General features: G+C 71.5%; 11 protein-coding genes and 1 pseudogene. 4 read left to right on the top strand and 8 right to left on the bottom strand.

Annotation, left to right across the window (positions count from 1 at the left end; all coding sequences use genetic code 11):
* Positions 1–75: 75 nt before the first annotated feature.
* From BGP73_RS17785 to galU, 5 genes are all read right to left on the bottom strand, one after another.
* The gene (locus BGP73_RS17785; RefSeq protein WP_374701160.1) at positions 76–702 is read right to left on the bottom strand and encodes a GNAT family N-acetyltransferase; all 627 of its coding nucleotides are present in this window, start codon (positions 700–702) and stop codon (positions 76–78) included.
* Positions 699–1,247, bottom strand: coding sequence for a MogA/MoaB family molybdenum cofactor biosynthesis protein (locus BGP73_RS17780; RefSeq protein WP_069816078.1), 549 nt, complete (start codon positions 1,245–1,247; stop codon positions 699–701). The genes BGP73_RS17785 and BGP73_RS17780 overlap by 4 nt, the downstream gene beginning before the upstream one ends.
* Positions 1,244–1,804 (bottom strand): cyclic pyranopterin monophosphate synthase MoaC, encoded by a 561-nt coding sequence (moaC, locus tag BGP73_RS17775; RefSeq protein WP_069816076.1) that lies wholly within the window; start codon positions 1,802–1,804, stop codon positions 1,244–1,246. Before moaC ends, BGP73_RS17780 begins: the two co-directional genes overlap by 4 nt.
* 163 nt (positions 1,805–1,967) lie before the next feature.
* Positions 1,968–3,290 carry a molybdotransferase-like divisome protein Glp gene (glp, locus tag BGP73_RS17770; RefSeq protein WP_069816312.1) on the bottom strand — a complete coding sequence of 441 codons (1,323 nt, stop codon included), beginning with the start codon at positions 3,288–3,290 and terminating at the stop codon, positions 1,968–1,970.
* Between the two features lie 96 nt (positions 3,291–3,386).
* The gene (gene galU / locus BGP73_RS17765; RefSeq protein ID WP_069816310.1) at positions 3,387–4,289 is read right to left on the bottom strand and encodes a UTP--glucose-1-phosphate uridylyltransferase GalU; all 903 of its coding nucleotides are present in this window, start codon (positions 4,287–4,289) and stop codon (positions 3,387–3,389) included.
* Positions 4,290–4,369: 80 nt separating this feature from the next.
* Here galU and BGP73_RS17760 point away from each other — a divergent pair, with 80 nt between their 5' ends.
* A complete protein-coding gene (locus BGP73_RS17760) occupies positions 4,370–5,008 on the top strand; it encodes a 5-formyltetrahydrofolate cyclo-ligase (RefSeq protein ID WP_069816074.1) in 639 nt (212 codons plus the stop codon).
* On the opposite strand, the gene BGP73_RS17755 is transcribed toward BGP73_RS17760, so the two are convergent.
* Positions 4,998–7,730 (bottom strand): penicillin acylase family protein, encoded by a 2,733-nt coding sequence (locus BGP73_RS17755; RefSeq protein WP_069816072.1) that lies wholly within the window; start codon positions 7,728–7,730, stop codon positions 4,998–5,000. The genes BGP73_RS17760 and BGP73_RS17755 overlap by 11 nt on opposite strands.
* 182 nt (positions 7,731–7,912) lie before the next feature.
* Between BGP73_RS17755 and BGP73_RS17750 the strand changes: the two genes are divergently transcribed.
* The 3 genes and pseudogenes from BGP73_RS17750 to BGP73_RS22265 all read left to right on the top strand — a co-directional run bounded on the left by BGP73_RS17750 (position 7,913) and on the right by BGP73_RS22265 (position 11,623).
* The gene (locus BGP73_RS17750; RefSeq protein ID WP_079127632.1) at positions 7,913–9,451 is read left to right on the top strand and encodes a potassium/proton antiporter; all 1,539 of its coding nucleotides are present in this window, start codon (positions 7,913–7,915) and stop codon (positions 9,449–9,451) included.
* Positions 9,452–9,692: 241 nt separating this feature from the next.
* Positions 9,693–10,988, top strand: a pseudogene (locus tag BGP73_RS17745) (MFS transporter); the annotation flags it as partial.
* Positions 10,989–11,269: 281 nt separating this feature from the next.
* The gene (locus tag BGP73_RS22265; RefSeq protein ID WP_079127630.1) at positions 11,270–11,623 is read left to right on the top strand and encodes an FmdB family zinc ribbon protein; all 354 of its coding nucleotides are present in this window, start codon (positions 11,270–11,272) and stop codon (positions 11,621–11,623) included.
* A gap of 224 nt (positions 11,624–11,847) precedes the next feature.
* Here the strand turns inward: BGP73_RS22265 and BGP73_RS17735 are convergent, their stop codons facing one another.
* Together BGP73_RS17735 and BGP73_RS17725 are read right to left on the bottom strand one after the other, a co-directional pair.
* Positions 11,848–12,960, bottom strand: coding sequence for a hypothetical protein (locus BGP73_RS17735; RefSeq protein ID WP_069816066.1), 1,113 nt, complete (start codon positions 12,958–12,960; stop codon positions 11,848–11,850).
* Between the two features lie 718 nt (positions 12,961–13,678).
* Positions 13,679–14,122 carry a hypothetical protein gene (locus tag BGP73_RS17725; RefSeq protein WP_069816062.1) on the bottom strand — a complete coding sequence of 148 codons (444 nt, stop codon included), beginning with the start codon at positions 14,120–14,122 and terminating at the stop codon, positions 13,679–13,681.
* Positions 14,123–14,357: the final 235 nt, after the last annotated feature.

Genomic DNA, 14,357 nt, shown 5'->3' with positions numbered 1-14,357 from the left:
CGACGCTTTCTCGGCATTATCGCGTTCGAGGGCCCAAGCTGGAAGGCGACTCCAAGTCTTTTTCGAACATTTATCTTATTTATATTCCAGACCTGATCGGCTCCGGTGCCACCGGGTCAGCAGCCCCTCGGGCACGTCCTCCACCGTCAGCGCGAAGACCAGGTGGTCACGCCAGTCGCCGTCGATGTGGAGATATCGCGGACGGAGCCCCTCCTGCCGAAATCCGAGCTTTTCCACGACCCGGCGGCTCGGGCCGTTCTCCGGCCGGATGCAGACTTCCACCCGGTGCAGTCCGGCGGTGCGGAAACAGTGGTCCACGGCGAGTGCGACAGCGGTCGGCATGACGCCCCGGCCGGCGACCGCCGCGTCGACCCAGTAACCGATGTGCGCCGAACACATCGAGCCCCAGGTGATTCCGGCGACCGTCAGTTGTCCCGCCAGTCGGCCCCGGTATTCGATGACGAAGGGGAACATCCGGCCGGCACCCGCCTCGGCCCGCAGATGGCGCACCATCTGCCGGTAGGTGGGGCGGCGGGCGACCGGCCCGGCGGGGCCGGGGGGCGGCACGGTCGCTTCCCAGGGGCGCAGCCAGTCCCGGTTCCGGAGGTTCACCTCACGCCAGGTCCGCTGGTCGCGCAGTTTCATCGGCCTGAGGAGGACGTCGCCGTCCACCAGTCGGGTTGGCCAGACCGCCGAGGTCACCGAGGGGTTCCGGAACGTTCCTGGACGCCGCCCTCGGGTTGGGGATGGTCACCGCCCCGGAGCTGGTCGACGGCGTGCAGCAGCAGCCGTTCCAGGACCGCGAGCCCGTCGCGGACCCCGCCGCTGGAGCCCGGCAGATTGACGATCAGGGTCCGTCCGGCCACCCCGGCGAGTCCTCTGGAGAGCGCGGCCGTCGGAACCTTCCGCATCCCTTCGCCGCGGATCGCCTCGGAGATGCCGGGGATCTCGTAGTCGAGCACTCCGCGGGTCATCTCCGGGGTGCGGTCGGTGGGTGAGACACCGGTGCCCCCGGTGGTGAGGACGACGTCGTAGCCGGCGGCGACGGCCTTCCGCAGCACGGTCGCGACGGGTTCGCCGTCCGGGACCACCTCCGGGCCGTCGACGGTGAGCCCCAACGCGGTCAGGCCGCCGACCAGCAGCGGGCCGCCGCGGTCGGCGTAGACCCCGGCGGCGGCCCGGTTGGACACGGTGACCGCCAGCGCGCGGTACGGCGCACCCGGCTCGGCGGCCTGCGGACGGCTCACCGGGCCCTCCCGGCTCCGGGCCGCCCCGGCTCCGCCGGATCGTCCACCTCGGCCGGCTCGTCCGCCGCGGCGCCGCCGGCCCGCCGCCAGTCCCCGGACTCGCCGCCGGACTTCTCCTCCACCCGCACGTCCGTGATGACCGCCCCCTTGTCGACGGCCTTCACCATGTCGACGACGGTGAGCGCCGCGACGCCGACCGCGGTCAGCGCCTCCATCTCCACTCCGGTGCGGTCGGTGGTCTTCACCCGCGCCGCGATCTCCACCGCGTCGTCCGCCACCGAGAGCTCGACCTTGACGCCGGAGACCGACAGCGGGTGGCAGAGCGGGATCAGCTCCGGGGTCTTCTTGGCCCCCATGATCCCGGCGATCCTTGCGGTGGCCAGGGCGTCTCCCTTGGGGACCCCCTCGCCGCGCAGCAGTGCGACGACGGCGGGCGAGACGAGTACCCGGCCACTGGCCCGGGCCGTGCGCGCGGTGACGTCCTTCCCTGAGACGTCGACCATGCGCGCCGCCCCGGCGGCGTCGAGGTGCGTGAGGTGCTGCTGGGCGCTGCTCATCGTTCTCCCGTTGCCTGAGGGCTTGTCCCGTGATCGCCTGGCGGGCGTACGACGGCGGCCCTTCGCTCTAGGGCAGCCACCGTACCGGGGTGGGGCCGGGCCCAGGCCGCTCGGGCCCGGCCGGTGTCGACGTGCCGGGAGCGCCGGCCCCATCGGGCGGCCCTCAGGTGAGCAGCACCACCGCCACCTCCGCGCCCGGTTCGACCGCGGTGCCCTCCTCGGGCACCACGATCAGGGCGTTGGCCTCCGCCAGCGCCTTGACCAGGTGGGATCCCGCCCCGCCGACCGGGTGGACGAGCCCGTCGGCGTACCGCGCCCGGAGGAACTGCCGGCGGCCGGCCGGCGAGGAGGCGACGCCCTCGGGGCACACCGCCCGGACGGTCTCCCGCTCGATCGGCCCCACCCCCATCAGGGTGCGGATCGCGGGCCGCACGAAGAGTTCGAAGGAGACGTAGGAGCTGACCGGGTTGCCGGGCAGTGCGAGGAGCGGGGTGCGGTCGGGGCCGAGGCACCCGAACCCCTGGGGCTTGCCGGGCTGCATCGCCAGCTTGCGGAACTCGACCCGGCCGCCGGAACCTTCGCGTCCGCCGAGGGCCTCCTTGACGACGTCGTAGGCGCCCACGCTGACCCCGCCGGTGGTGACGACCAGGTCGGCCCGGCTCAGCTGCTCCTCTACGGCCGCGCGGAACGCCACCGGCTCGTCGGCCACCGCGCCGACCCGGTGGGCGACGGCCCCGGCGTCCCGGGCAGCGGCGGTCAGCGCGAAGCTGTTGGAGTCGTGGATGGTCCCCGGGGGGAGTTCCCGGCCCGGCGGCATCAGCTCGCTGCCGGTCGACATCACGGCTACCCGGGGCCGGGGCCGGACCCGGACGGTGTCCCGGCCGATGGCGGCGAGCAAGCCGATCTGCGGTGGTCCGAGCACGGTGCCGGCCCGCAGGGCGAGGTCGCCGGCGCGGATGTCGTCGCCCGCGGTCCGGATGTGCCGGCCGGGTCCGGCCGGGCGGTAGATCAGCACCCGGCCGGCCGCGCGCTCGGGGGCCGCGCTGTGGGCCGCCATGGCGGAGGCGGTCCCACCACCCGTGCCGCCGTCGGTCCACTCGACGGGGACCACCGTCTGCGCACCTGGCGGCAGTGGGGCGCCGGTCATGATGCGGGCCGCCTGCCCCGGGCCGACGGTGGGCGGCTCGCCGCTGCCCGCCGCGATGTCGCCGACGACGGTGAGCACCGCGGGGCGCTCCTCGCTGGCTTCCGAGACGTCGGCGGTGCGGACCGCGTAACCGTCCATGGAGCTGTTGTCGAACGGGGGCAGCGCCAGGGGCGCCGTGACGTCCTCCAGCAGCTCGCAGCCCTGGGCGTCCAGCAGCGGCAGTACCCGGGGCTGGAGCGGGCGGACCGTCTCCAGGATGTCGGCCAGGTGCTCGTCGACGCTCCAGATCCGGTCGGGGGCGGCAGGCGACGCGCCGTCGCCACCGGGTGGGCGCGGCACCGGCGGGGTGTCCTCGGGTTCCCGTCCGGCCGCCCGCGGCGGGCCTCCGGTGTGGTGCCCCGGTCCGGCGGCCCGGTCAGCGGTGCTGCTCACGTCCTACAACTCCTCGGTGACGTAACTGCGGAGCCAGTCCCGGAAGTCCGGGCCCAGGTCCTCACGCTCGCACGCCAGCCGCACGATGGCACGCAGATAGTCCCCGCGGTCACCGGTGTCGTAGCGGCGCCCCTGGAAGACCACACCGTGCACCGGCCCGCCGAGTGCGGGGTTCCGGGCCAGCTCCTGGAGGGCGTCGGTGAGCTGGATCTCGCCGCCTCGGCCGGGCTCGGTCCTGCGCAGCACCTCGAAGACGGCGGGGTCGAGGACGTAGCGGCCGATGACGGCGTAGTTGCTCGGCGCCTCGGCCGGCTCGGGCTTCTCCACCAGCCCGGAGACCTCGACGACGTCGTCCTCGGCGGTGGGCCGCACGGCGGCGCAGCCGTAGAGGTGGACCTGGGCGGGGTCCACCTCTAGCAGCGCGACGACGCTGCCGCCGTACCGCTCGCGGGTCTCGATCATCCGTTCCAGCAGGGGGTCGCGCGGATCGATCAGGTCGTCGCCGAGCAGCACCGCGAAGGACTGGTCGCCGACGTGCGGTGCGGCGCAGAGCACGGCGTGCCCCAGGCCGCGCGGATCGCCCTGGCGGACGTAGTGGATGGTCGCGAGGTCGCTGGACTCCTGCACCCGTGCGAGCCGGGAGCCGTCGCCCTTGCGGAGCAGCACCTCCTCGAGTTCGTGGTTGCGGTCGAAGTGGTCCTCAAGCGGCCGTTTGTTGCGGCCGGTGACCATGAGCACATCCGAGAGGCCGGCCGTGACGGCTTCTTCGACGACATACTGGATCGCGGGCTTGTCGACGACCGGCAGCATCTCCTTGGGGGTGGCCTTGGTGGCCGGGAGGAAGCGCGTACCGAGTCCGGCTGCGGGGATGACCGCCTTGCTGATGCGAGGGCGCGAGTCACTCATGCCGAGAACCATAACCGGTGCGTATATACGGAAGATCCCTGTTTTCCACAGAAATCCTTAAAGGGGGGTTTGTCGCCCAGGTGACCACCTACAGCGCGAAAGCACACGTACCGAAGGCCGCCCTCCGGCGCGACCTGCTCCTGAGCAGGTCCCGGCTGACACCGGGCGAGCTGGCCCGGCGGGAGCTGGCCATCACCGAGCGGGCGCTGGACCTGCCCGAGCTGGCGACGGCCCGCACCGTCGCCGGGTACGTCTCGATGGGCGAGGAACCCGGCACCAGGACGCTGCTGGAAGCCCTGCTGCGGCGCGGCACCCGGGTGCTGCTGCCGGTGCTGCTGCCCGACAACGACCTCGACTGGGCGGAGTACTCGGGGGACGCCCGGCTGCTGCCGGCGGCCCGGTTCGGCAGGTCCGGGCTACGCGAGCCGGGCGGGCCGCGGCTGGGCCGGGAGGCCGTCCGGGAGGCCGACGCGCTGCTGCTGCCGGGGCTGGCCGTCGACGAGCGCGGACTGCGCCTGGGACGCGGCGGCGGCTCGTACGACAGGGTGCTGGCGCGGTTGGCGGAGGCCGGCACCGAGCCGGCCCTGCTGGTGCTCCTCCACGAAGGGGAGGTGCTGCCCGAGGTCCCCGCCGAGGAGCACGACCAGCCGGTGCGGGTGGCGGTCACCCCCTCGGGGGTCCACCGCTTCCGCACCGGCCGCCCGCGGCTCAGGGAGTGAGCGCCAGGGTGTCCTCGGTCCGCCGGTTGACGGCCTTGTCGCTGTACGCCCAGGGCAGCATTTCACCCTTGGCCCACTTGTCGGTCTGGTCGCTGTAGTTCGGGTGGTAGGCGTGCCCCGAGGCGCCGGTGAGGTTGATCCACCGGGACTTGTCGAAGTCGTCGAGGTTGACGACCATGCGCATCGAGGGCACCCAGATGACCTCGTAGCCGCCGGCCGCCCGCCACCCGGTGGCGTTCACCGCCGCCTCACCGCCGCCGAGGTTCCAGGGGCCGCGGTTGAACAGCCACTGCACCACCCCGGGGCCCGCGGTGCCGAGCGTCTGGTTCTTCAGCGTCAGCTGGTGCAGCCGGCCCCAGCTCCAGGTGTCGACGTCCTTGCCGAGCTTGGCGGTCAGCTCCCAGCGGGCGTCCTTCATCGCGCGGGCCAGCAGTTCGTCGCGGTTGCGGGCGCCGGGCGCCGAGGGTGTGCCGGACGTCTTCCACCAGCGGTTGTCCTCGTCCTCCAGGATCGAACGGACCACCTCGTACCAGCGGTCACCGCCGTCCGGCTGGGCCTGGTCGGCGGCGCGCATCCCGCACTCCCGGACCAGCCGGGCGTTGCCGTCCAGGTCCTCCAGAGGTCCGGAGTCGTCGGCGGGCGGGCGCACCCGCAGGCACTCGCCCTTGACCCGCAGCTCCTTCGGCAGCTTGTCGCCGAAGGCGAGCTTGAGCACGTTGCGCCAGACCGCGTTGAAGTAGGCGGCGGCCGCCGAGTCCGGGTCCTGCGTGTAGTCCCAGCCCTCAAGGAGCTGCTGCGCCTCCCGGACGTACGGGTCCTTGACCTCGATGGTCTTCAGGTACGGGGTGAGCAGCTCGCCGATCTCGCTGCTGCTGTCCAACTGCATGCTCTGCATGTCGTCGGTGGATATCTTGCCGCCGTCCTTGATCTTCGACTCGATGAGGTCGTTGATCCGCTGGCTGCGCGCCCCGTAGCCCCAGTCGTCGGTGAGCGCGTAGGGGTAGTCCTCCGGGGAGATCACGGCCTGGTTGGCGGTGACGATGTAGCCGCGCTCGGGGTTGTACTCGTACGGCAGCGCGGACTGGGGGACGTAGCCGGTCCACTGGTAGTCGGAGTCCCACCCGGGCGCCGGGTAGCGGCCGTCGCCCTTGCCGCGCACGGGTATCCGCCCGGGGGCCTGGTAGCCGATGTTGCCCTTGGTGTCGGCGTAGATGAGGTTCTGCGAGGGGACCTCGAAGAGCCGGGCCGCCTTGCGGAACTGGTCGAAGTCCCGGGCGGAGTTGAGCGCGAAGACCGCGTCCATCGACCGGCCGGGGGTCAGCGCCGTCCAGCGGAGCGAGACGGCGTAGCCGCTGCCGCGGTCCGGGGCGGCGTTGTTCACCGGGGCCTTCTTGCCGACCTGGGCCAGCTCGGAACTGCGGTCCGAGACCAGTGGGCCGTTCGCGGTGGAGCGGACGGTGATCTCCCGGGGCTCGCCGCCGGCGACCTTGATGGTCTCCTTGCGGGTCTTGAACGGCACCTGCTTGCCGTCCAGGAGGTAGCTGTCGCTGGTGACCTTCTCCAGGTAGAGGTCGGAGACGTCCGCGCCGAGGTTGGTCATCCCCCAGGCGACCTGCTGGTTGTGGCCGATGACGACACCCGGCATGCCGGAGAAGGTGTAGCCCGCCACGTCGAAGCCGCAGGCGTCGCCGACGGTGCGGCAGTGCAGGCCCATCTGGTACCAGAGGGACGGCATCTGGGGTGCCAGGTGCGGATCGTTGGCGAGCAGCGGCTTGCCGGTGGCCGAGTGCTCGCCGGCGATCACCCAGGAGTTCGATCCGATGCCGTTGCCGCTGGGGCCGAGGAGCGTCGGCAGCTGGTCGAGGGTCTCGGCGAGTGAGGCCAGTTGGCCCTGGACCTGCTGGCCGGTCCCCTCGGGCGGCAGTCCGCTCCCCTCCCCGGTGCCGGCGGAGGCGTTCGGAGAGAACTCGTCGCTCACCGGATCCACCGAACCGCGGTCGAGGATCGGCTTGTTCCGGTCGAACGGGTACTTCGGGTAGAGCTGCTCGATCTCCTCCGGGCTGAGCCGGCTGGCCATGAGCGAGCGGTCGATCTCCTGCTGCACGTTGCCGCGCAGGTCCCAGGCCATGGCCTTGAGCCAGGCGATCGAGTCCACCGGGGACCACTTGTGCGGCCGGTAGTCGCCGGTGAGCCCGAGCACCGCGTACTCGACGGAGAGCGAGGCGCCCTCGTGCTCGGCGAGGTAGGCGTTGACCCCGGCGGTGTAGGCCCGGAGGTACTCCTTCGTCCGCTCGGACAGTTTGGTCCGGTACTCCTCCTTGGCGACCTCGCGCCAGCCCATGGTGCGCAGGAAGGCATCGGTCTCAACCTGGCTCTCGCCGAACATCTCGGAGAGCCGGCCCGCCGTGATGTGGCGTCGGACGTCCATCTCCCAGAAGCGGTCCTGAGCGTGCACATACCCCTGGGCGATGAAGAGGTCCTCGTCGGTGTCGGCGTAGATCTGCGGAACGCCGTACTCGTCGCGCTTCACCTGGACCGGCTTGGACAGGCCCTTGAGCTTGAGCGATCCGGTGGTCTCGGGGAACGAGGCGCGGACGCTGCTCACGCTCCAGAAGGTGCCGTAACCGACGCCCGCCACCAGCAGTAGCACGAGTGTGATCACGAGGATCCGGGCGCGGCGGCCCTTTTTCTTGCCTGAAGCGCCGGTGTTGTTGGCGGGCATCGCTGTCCTTCGAGGGGCAGAAGGGTGGTCCGGAGTGCTGGAGCAACCATAGGCGGAGCGCCGGGGGGAGGTTCACACCGCGTCATCAACAGTCCGAACGGCGGTCCGTCCGCACCTGCTGACCCGATCGGCAACCGGAGGCCGTCAAGAACCCGTAAAATATTAGGTAAGGCAATGAAGTTCTGGTCGGCCAGGCGGAATGTTCCGGTCGATTCGCGAGAAAGGCCCGGCCCCTGACTGTCCAGCATCTCAACGAACTGCTCCTGGTCTGCTCCGTCGTGCTGCTCACCGCGGTCGGTGCGGTGCGGCTCTCCTCCCGGAGCGGCCTCCCGAGCCTGCTCATCTACCTCGGGATCGGGGTCGCCATCGGCTCGGACGGCATCGGCGTCGCCTTCACCGACGTCGAGCTCACCCAAGTGATCGGCTACGCCGCTCTGGTGGTGATCCTGGCGGAGGGCGGCCTGAGCACCAAGTGGGAGGAGATCAAGCCGGCGCTGCCGGCCGCCGCGGTGCTGTCCACCCTCGGTGTCGCGGTGAGCGTGGGGGTCACCGCGGCGGGCGGGCACTACCTCGTCGGGCTGGACTGGCGGCAGTCGCTGATCATCGGCGCGGTGGTGTCCTCGACCGACGCCGCCGCGGTCTTCTCCGTGCTCCGGCGGGTGCCGCTGCCCCGGCGCCTCACCGGGGTGCTGGAGGCCGAGTCGGGGTTCAACGACGCCCCGGTCGTCATCCTGGTGGTCGCCTTCTCCGCGGCCGGACCGGTGAGCCACTGGTACGTGCTGATCGGTGAGATCGCCCTGGAGTTGGCGATCGGCGCGGCCATCGGGCTGGCCGTGGGCTGTCTCGGCGCCTACGGTCTGCGGCGGGTCGCGCTGCCGGCCTCCGGGCTCTACCCGATCGCGGTGATGGCCATCGCGGTGACCGCCTACGCGGCCGGGGCCCTAGTCCACGGCAGCGGCTTCCTCGCCGTCTACCTAGCGGCGCTCATCCTGGGCAACGCCAAACTCCCGCACTGGCCGGCCACCCGGGGCTTCGCCGACGGACTCGGCTGGATCGCCCAGATCGGCATGTTCGTCCTCCTCGGACTGCTGGTCACCCCGCACGACCTCATCGACGACATCGGCCCCGCGGTGATCGTGGGACTGGTGCTGACGCTGGTCGCCCGGCCGTTGGAGGTCGTCGTGAGCCTGCTGCCGTTCCGGATGAACTGGCGGGAGCAGGCCCTGATGTCCTGGGCGGGGCTGCGCGGCGCGGTCCCCATCGTGCTGGCGACGATCCCGATGGTCGGCGACGTCCCGGGGAGCGGGCGGATCTTCAACATCGTCTTCGTACTGGTGATCGTCTACACGCTCGTGCAGGGCCCCACCCTGCCCTGGCTCGCGCGCCGGCTGCGCCTCGGCGAGGAGGAGAAACCGGCCGACCTCGGCATCGAGTCCGCCCCGCTGGAGCGGCTCCACGGGCACCTGCTGTCGGTCTCCGTTCCCCCCGGCTCCCGGATCAACGGCGTGGAGATCGGCGAACTCCGGCTGCCCACCGGCTCGGCGGTGACCCTGGTGGTACGGGACGGCCAGAGCTTCGTCCCCGGGCCGACCACGGTCCTGCGGTACGGCGACGAACTGCTGGTGGTGGCCACCGACCCGGTGCGCGAGGCGGTCGAGAAGCGGCTGCGGGCGATCGCCCAGAGCGGGAAGCTGGCCGGCTGGCTGGGCACCAGCGGCTGATCGGCAGGGGGTTTCGGAACGGCCGGGTTCCGCCGGAGGCATTCGGTCCGGTTCCCGGTAGAGTGTCTTCGGCAAGACATCTCCACCTCTCTGCCTGAAGCAGAGCTGGCGCGACCGTACGGCGGCCGCGGCCCCGGATGCGCGGGCCCGGTATCTACCCCGGTTCGGCGCGAGAGGACAGTTCTCGGCGCCCCGCGGAAACGACCGCCGGAGCGCTACCAGGCGGCGGAAAGGCACGGCCGTGGCGTCCACGGTCACTGAACGGCCCGGCTACGGGCAACTGCTTCGCACCCCCGGTGTGTGGTCCTTCGTGCTGCCCGGCTTCGCCGCCCGGCAGCCCTTCGCCATGCTCACCATCAGCATCGTGCTGCTGGTCGACCACACCACCGGCTCCTACGGCTCGGCCGGCGCCGTCGCCGCCGTGACCGGCGTCTCCACGGCGCTCTTCGCCCCGCTCGCCGGCCGGCTGGTGGACCGGTTCGGACAGGCCGCGGTCCTGCTGCCGGGGGCGCCCGTGCACGCGGCGGCCGTCGGGCTGCTGGCTGCGCTCGCGCTGGCCGACGCCCCGCTGTGGGCGCTGTTCGCCGCCGCTGTCCCGGCCGGCGCCTCGGTACCGCAGATCAGCCCGATGGTCCGCGCCCGGTGGGCGGCGAGACTGGCGGGTCCGGACGGCGGGCGGACCGGAGCCCCCTCCCCGCTGCTGTCGACGGCGGCGGCTTTCGAGTCGGTGACCGACGAGTTCACCTTCGTCGTGGGGCCGGTACTGGCCACCGCGCTGTGCACCGGCGTCCATCCGGCGGCCGGGCTCGGCGCCGAGGGGCTGCTCACCGTCCTCGGCGGTCTGCTCTTCGCGGCGCAGCGGCGCTCCCAGCCCCAGGTCGCCGCGGGCCGCGGGCGCGGCCGGAAGACCACCGGATCCGGTGGAGCGGGCGGGGGCCGTCCCCCGTCGGCCCTCGGCACCCGCGGGGTTCCGGTGCTGGCAGTGGTCTTCCTCGGGATCGGCTCGGTCTTCGGCGGGATGCAGGTCTCACTGACCGCCTTCGCCCAGGAGGCCGGGGAGCCGGGGATGACCGGCGTGCTCTACGGGGTCTTCGCCGCCGGGAACATGCTGGCTGGCATCGGCTGCGGCGTCATCGCCTGGCGGGTCTCGGCGCAGCGGCGGCTGATCGTGGCGTACACCGCGCTGGCGCTGCTCGCCTCCACGCTCTGGGCGGCGGGCACCATCCCGGTGCTCGGACTGCTCGGGCTGCTGGTGGGGCTCGCCATCGCGCCGGCGCTGATCTCCGGCTTCTCGCTGGTGGACTCGCTGGTTCCGGAAGGCGCCCGGACGGAGGCCTTCACCTGGCTGACCGGCTCCGTCGCGCTGGGGCAGGCTGCGGCGGTCACGGTGGCCGGCAGGCTGGTGGACGGCTTCGGGGCGAGCGCCGGCTTCCTGGTGCCGATGGTCGGCACGGTGCTGGCGCTGGTGACGGTGGTGACGCTACGGGGCCGACTGGCGACCGGATCGACGAGCACCACGGTGGCGACCGGGCCGGGCCGTCCGGGGCGGGCTGACTCCAACCACGGGTCCGACGTCCATGGGGCCGGCGAGCACCGGGCCGGCGAGCACCGGGCCGACGAGCGCCGGGGGGCCACCGACCAGCAGGGCACCCGGGAGCAGGCCGGACGCCGGTAGGGGCGGCTCCGCGGCGGTGGCGGCGGCCTTGGCGGCGGATGGCCTGGATCACCATCGGGCCGCCGCAGTGGACTGATCCCGCCGGATACTGCAAGATGGACCCGAGTTAGCACTCCCCCAATGAGAGTGCCAGGAGGAAGCAAGTGCCGACCTATCAGTACCAGTGCACCGAGTGCGGAGAAGCACTTGAGGCGGTGCAGAAGTTCACCGACGAGGCGCTCACCGAGTGCCCCGGCTGTGCGGGGCGCCTGCGCAAGGTGTTCTCGGCGGTCGGTGTCGTCTTCAAGGGCTCCGGCTTCTACCGGACGGACAGCCGCAGCTCGTCCTCGAGCGGTGACGGCTCGAAGAAGACCACCACGCCGAACGGTGGATCGGACACCGGCAGCTCCTCCTCGGGCAGCGACTCCGGCTCCTCCTCGGGATCTTCCTCCTCCACCCCGACCAAGACGTCCTCGGCCGGTTCCACGTCCTCCTCGGGCGGCACTTCGGCGGCCTGACCGCCGCCGCCGCGCGGCCTGCTCCGGCGAGGGGCGGGGCGCGCCGGGGTGTGTGCCGCCTGGCGGGCGGTTCGCTGTTGCCGGGTGGGCGGTTTGCTGTTGCCGGGCGGATGGTGCGGGCGCGGGCCCTCCCGCCGCCAGCTGGCCTTCCGTCGTGTCCCACGAAGTGCCGTGCGGGATCGCATACCCCACGGCACGGTTCCGCTCCCCACCGCGAGCCCAGCTCAGGGGACCAGTTCGGGCCCGTCCACCCCGCCCTTCTTCTCTCGGAGCATCATGCGTACGGCGTCAGCGACAGCCTGAAAGTCCGGCTCACCGCCCTGGTGCACGAGCCCCTCCGCGCCGCTGCGGCGGAAAGCCGCGGCCTCCCGGTTGTTCAGGCCGGTGACCATACGCAGCGTGGTCCCGCTGGAGACCACCAGCTCGAAGTAGCGCTCGGTGCCCGGTGGGAACAGGTGTCGCTGTGACGGGCGCGGTTCCACGATGATCCGTCGTCCCGAGTCGGGGTCGGAATGGGTCCGCACCGAGACCACGTCCTGGTAATGCATCTCCACCGTGCTTTCGCTGTTGAGCTGCCCAGTGAAGAAGTCCAGGACGCAGCGGTACACGGCCAGGTGATACCGAGTGGTGCAGATGACCATGATCGAGTAGCGCCCGTAGCGTCGGCGGCCGTCCGCTCCCATCGCCGAGGACACGGGAAAGCCCTCTCCGTAAGCGGGGCCGTACACGATGAACGGGTCCTGCGGATTGTTTGAATTGAACGGCGACCAGTCCAGATCGTCCGGCGAGCCGGGGCGGGACGGACGCACCAGGTCCTGGGGTACCAGGGCCAGGCTCCGCATGGCGCGGGAGCGCAGCCCGGCGATGTCATGAATGAGAGTCAAGTCCATTTGGCTATCACTGGGCTTGGGCTCGGCCAGGCTCAGTTGCCGGTAGTAGTCGTCCCGGACGGCGGACCACTGCCCTCGCGCGTACTCGGCTGCCAAGACCGACTGCCGCGCCGCTTCCTCTGCCCGTCGCGCTCTGTTCTGGGGAACCACGAAAGCGCAGACGACCAGGGCGATGAAGCCCATGGTCAGGAAGGGCGACAACAGCGCCAACGGAATGAACGATCCACCTGACGCGGGAATCAGGAGAACGAGGCACAGGCCGGCACCTCCGAGGAACAGCCCCCGCTCAGTCTGCCGCCTCTTGTGGATCGCAGACAGATCGCTTGAGCGGCTGAGCAGTTCCTCGGCGGCGCGAAGCCCGGCCTCCGCCTGGTGGAGGACGGCAGGATCGGGCGCGTCCACGAAGTACTTGCGCACTTCGGCTGCCGCGAGTCTCGCGGGCGTCATGACGTCCTCCTGCGACCACGGGGGGACGCCGAACGACGGCGCGCCAGCGGCCTGGATGTGGCGGACGGCTCGGCACCGCCAGCAGTCGCCGTACGGCGGGCGTCCGGCGACCGGGCGGGCTCACCGGAGGGCGCGCCGGACTTCGGTTCGGTCAGGGAGCGGTGACGGCGTGAGCGTCCGGAGCTACTCGCCGTGTCGTCTGCCGCGCGCTTCTGCAGTTCCTGCCAAAGAATGCTCTCCACGGCCGGGATGTGAGTGGCCAGTTCCCGGGCGGATGCCGGGGCGATCCTGGTGAGGAGCCTCCGGTCCTCCCGGGTCAGCCTTCGGCGCTGACGACCCCAGCGGCTCAGCTCCGCATCCCGGATCAGCAGCAGGGCCAGACGCGCGGCACGGTGGCCTGGGGCGGCGGTGACAGCGCTCCTCAGAGACGCGGTGACACGCTCCAGGACCCGAACACTGCATCGACACGGATGCCGGCCGCCCAAGAGGGCGAGCGCCAGCCCGAAGTGGGCCGACGCATCGACGGGCTGCTTCAGCAGCAGGGCGCGGAATGCCTCCGCGGCGGCCGCGTAGTCACGAGACGCGAGGGCCGCGGGGCCCTGTGGGCGGACTGCCGGAAGTGGGGCATGAAGGTGGTAGGTGTGGTGAACGTGCTGTACGCCCTGCCCCAGCACGCTAGACCCGGAGAAGACGCCGTCAACCGACACGTGCTCCGCATTCACGGTCCCTCCTGGCGCGGCGGGAGCGGGACGGTGTTGATGTATTGAGTGCCCTGGCCGATCACGGGGGAGTGGTAAAAACTCCCGCTGATCCTGACGGAGTCACCGCCCTGGGCAGGCGGCAGGGCCGGGGCGTACTCCTCGACGATCGATCTGAGTTCCTCGGCGACAGCCGGATTGGAGGCCAGCAACCGGCGCAACCGTCTACGCCACTCGCCCTCGATATCGGCGAGACCTTGCGTATCGCCCTCCGCTCGAGCCACGAGCACCTCGGTACGAGACTCGTCGAGCCGACTGAGCGCGGACTCGAAGCCGGCGTCCCCCTCCCGGCCACCGAGCATCCGGGCCGCCCGCTGCCGGACTTGCTTCCAGGCATCGGTCACCATGAGGCCCACCAGGGTCGTCGCTCCGTTCTGTAAGAGCGTCAGGGTTTCAGGATTCATCACCATTCCGATCAGGTGTGATGGTTGACGGAACCCGCTGTCCGCCGATCGACGGGCACGACCGCGAGATGCTCGAGCGGCCACCTAAAAGCGAAGCCACTTTCCACAGTGAAGACCATTAACCCAGTAGTCGCGTGATCAAAGCAAGCCCCCTGGCGAAGGCGGTGTCGTGCGCGCCGCCAAGCGCTACTGCACGCCCCCCGGGTGGGCAGCGCAGTTCGACATGGGGAACAGG

The organism is Streptomyces sp. TP-A0874, from assembly GCF_001748085.1.
Taxonomy (GTDB): Bacteria; Actinomycetota; Actinomycetes; order Streptomycetales; family Streptomycetaceae; genus Streptomyces.
Note: the sequence above shows the minus strand (reverse complement) of the source record. Positions and strands in the feature narration are given on the sequence as shown.

Bases quoted from the DNA above. Each gene is read 5' to 3' on its own strand.
- moaC (WP_069816076.1), bottom strand. From the start codon at position 1,804: ATGAGCAGCGCCCAGCAGCACCTCACGCACCTCGACGCCGCCGGGGCG.
- galU (WP_069816310.1), bottom strand. From the start codon at position 4,289: ATGAGTGACTCGCGCCCTCGCATCAGCAAGGCGGTCATCCCCGCAGCC.
- BGP73_RS17755 (WP_069816072.1), bottom strand. From the start codon at position 7,730: ATGCCCGCCAACAACACCGGCGCTTCAGGCAAGAAAAAGGGCCGCCGC.
- BGP73_RS17735 (WP_069816066.1), bottom strand. From the start codon at position 12,960: ATGACGCCCGCGAGACTCGCGGCAGCCGAAGTGCGCAAGTACTTCGTG.
- BGP73_RS17725 (WP_069816062.1), bottom strand. From the start codon at position 14,122: ATGAATCCTGAAACCCTGACGCTCTTACAGAACGGAGCGACGACCCTG.